Genomic DNA, 3107 nt, shown 5'->3' with positions numbered 1-3107 from the left:
CTGATGGAAATGGAAGCCACGCAAGCACCTTAAAATCACCATCATACACTAAATCAGTAAGTTGGCAGCATTACCTGGTTTTCCAGTCAATTTTGCCAAAGCGATTAACAAACTCACGACCGAGGAAAATGTTTTCGGCAATGGTCAACTGCGGGATCAGGTTCAGTTCCTGATGGATAATCCCAATCCCGGCTTCCTGGGAAGATTTCGGCCCGGTAAATGTCGTTTCTTTCCCCAGCCATAAAAGCGTGCCGGCATCGCGAGTATAGATACCAGTAAGCACTTTCATCATGGTGGATTTACCCGCGCCGTTTTCGCCCACCAGCGCCATCACACGGCCCGGATAGACATTTAACGCTGCGCCCGAGAGGGCTTTTACGCCCGGGAAGGCTTTATCGATGCCTTTAAGCTGAAGTAATGCTTCCATGACGGCCTCAGAACGTCACGCCAGCACAGAGAATGATATTCGCATACGGAGAACATTCTCCGCTGCGAATTACCGCCTGACTTTCTGCGGTTTGTTGTTTGAATTGTTCATGCGTGGTGTAACGAATTTCAATGGTATTTCCCTGGTGTTTTTGCAGCTGCTCAAGGTGAGTGAGCAACGTTTCGTGGAGTTGCGGATTATGTTGTTTGATCTCTTCCGCGATAATGGCAGCCTCGACCTGCATTTCATTTGTGACGACGCCCAGCACCTGCATAAAAGAAGGTACACCTTGGGTTAATGCCATATCGATACGCGTTGTACTTTTGGGGATGGGTAAACCAGCATCACACACCACCAGCGTATCGGTATGTCCCAGACGGGAGATCACCGATGAAATATCAGAATTAAGAACGGTGCCTTTTTTCATTTTTTTCTCCATCAGCGAAACGTTTCGCTGATCCGCAGCTTAATCCTGACTGAGTTGGGAAAACCATCGTGACGTTACGGAAATGTGATCAACCTCGAAACGTTTTACATGGTGATTAACCATGAAAACAAAAACGCCCCCTTATGAAGAAAGGAGGCGTCTGGCGTTAGATTTCGACCTGAGTACCCAGTTCGATAACCCTGTTTGGCGGGATTTCAAATTGATCTGGTGCACGCAGCGCATTACGTTGCAGCAGCAAGTACAGCTTGCCGCGCAGACGCAAATACCACGGGCGTTTGCCGAGGATCAACGACTCATGCGACATAAAGAAGGAGGTTTCCATCATCCGGCAACTTAATCCTTCCAGACCGCAGCGGTGGAAAACTTCTTCCACGTTTGGCGTTTCTCGCCAACCATAACTTGCCACCACGCGCCAGAAAGTGGGCGACAGTTGTTCAATCTGTACCCGACGGACGTTATGGACATATGGCGCGTCTTCGGTGCGCAGAGTTAACAGAATCACCCGCTCATGCAATACCTTGTTATGTTTAAGGTTATGCATCAGCGCAAAGGGAATGACGTTGATTGCACGCGACATATACACCGCGGTCCCGGGCACGCGAACAGGCGGTGATTTCTCCAGCGAAGCAATCATCGCTTCCAGAGAGTTACCATGTTCATGCATCCGCCGCAGCAAGCGGAAACGCTCGCTCTTCCAGGTGGTCATCACGATAAACATCACAGTACCGAGGCTCAATGGCAACCAGCCGCCGGAGAGCAGTTTATCGAGGTTAGCGGTGAACAATGGAATATCGACACAAAGGAAAGCAATCAGGATCAGCGCAACAAAATACTTATTCCAGTGCCAGTTCTGACGTGCCACGGTAGTCGAGAGAATAGACGTCAGTACCATGGTTCCGGTCACCGCAATCCCGTACGCCGCCGCCAGGTTGCTGGAGTGCTCAAAGCTGACAATCACAATCACGACCGCGACATAGAGCATCCAGTTCACAAACGGAATATAGATTTGCCCTGACTCCATTTCGGAGGTGTGAATAATGCGCATCGGCGACAAATATCCCAGACGTACCGCCTGACGCGTCAATGAGAAGACGCCAGAGATAACCGCCTGCGAGGCAATTACCGTCGCCAGTGCGGCGATGATCAGCAGTGGGATCAGCGCCCAGTCCGGTGCCAACAGGAAGAACGGGTTCTTAATCGCTTCCGGGTTCTTTAACAACAACGCTCCCTGACCGAAGTAATTAAGGGTCAAGGAAGGTAATACGACGGTGAACCACGCCAGGCGAATAGAGAACTTACCAAAGTGCCCCATATCAGCATACAGCACCTCGCCCCCCGTAATCGACAGCACCACTGCCCCTAATGCAATAAAAGAAACCGTTTTGTATTCAAGGAAGAAATGCACCGCCCACATCGGATTCAGCGCATGCAGCACTTCCGGGTTAGCAATAATGCTACGTAACCCCAGTCCTGCCAGAATCAAAAACCAGGTCAGCATGATCGGCGCAAACAGCTTACCGACCATAGCCGTGCCATGCTTTTGAATCATAAATAATAAAGTGAGAACGATAATTGAGAGGGGAACTATCCAGGTATCCAGCTGCGGGGCGACGATTTCCAGACCTTCAATGGCTGACATCACCGAAATAGCGGGTGTTATGACGACTTCACCATAGAAAAAGCTGCCGCCGATTAGCCCCATAATCACCAGCATTGATGTGGTTCGCGCCGACGTATTACGCCCGGCAAGCGACATCAACGTCAGGATCCCCCCCTCACCGGCGTTATCTGCCCGCATCACGAAGGTGAGATATTTAATGGAAACCACAAAGATTAGCAGCCAGAAGATCAGCGATAAAAAGCCAAACACGGCATCGCGTTCAACGCCAAAACCAAACTGGCCGGACAAACATTCACGAAGTGTATATAACGGGCTGGTACCAATATCGCCGTAGACAACTCCAATCGCCGCGAGGGTAATCGCGGGCAATGATTGCTTATTATCAGTGCTCATAGACTAGTCTTTCGTTGAAATATGAAATGTGTGCTTAGTCCCTTGGCCCACAAAAAAGCGCACAGTATGCACGATTAACGGCAAAATCGTACTCCTAAATGCGGCCACATTAACCTGGCTCAAAGAAAAAGCCCCCCCTTTGAGTAATGCCAGTCAGTTAAGCAACTGACTGGCTCTTTTTCGGGGCTGTGGGGTATTTCCAGGGCCTCTCCTTTACC

At 50.0% G+C, this 3107-nt stretch carries 2 protein-coding genes and 1 pseudogene; all 3 read right to left on the bottom strand.

From position 1 onward, the window contains the following. Positions 1–76: 76 nt before the first annotated feature. Positions 77–427: pseudogene (locus tag ABZJ92_RS21180) on the bottom strand (ATP-binding cassette domain-containing protein); the annotation flags it as partial. Between the two features lie 7 nt (positions 428–434). Next, entirely contained in the window at positions 435–854 is a 420-nt protein-coding gene (gene rbsD, locus ABZJ92_RS21175) for a D-ribose pyranase (RefSeq protein WP_000715936.1), read from the bottom strand. Positions 855–1020: 166 nt separating this feature from the next. Then, positions 1021–2889, bottom strand: coding sequence for a low affinity potassium transporter Kup (kup, locus tag ABZJ92_RS21170; RefSeq protein WP_000102309.1), 1869 nt, complete (start codon positions 2887–2889; stop codon positions 1021–1023). Positions 2890–3107: the final 218 nt, after the last annotated feature.

Origin of the sequence: Shigella sp. FJ200513 (assembly GCF_040495915.1) — a bacterium.
In the GTDB taxonomy this organism is placed as follows: domain Bacteria; phylum Pseudomonadota; class Gammaproteobacteria; order Enterobacterales; family Enterobacteriaceae; genus ECMA0423.
This window is presented reverse-complemented; position numbering and strand designations above follow the sequence as displayed.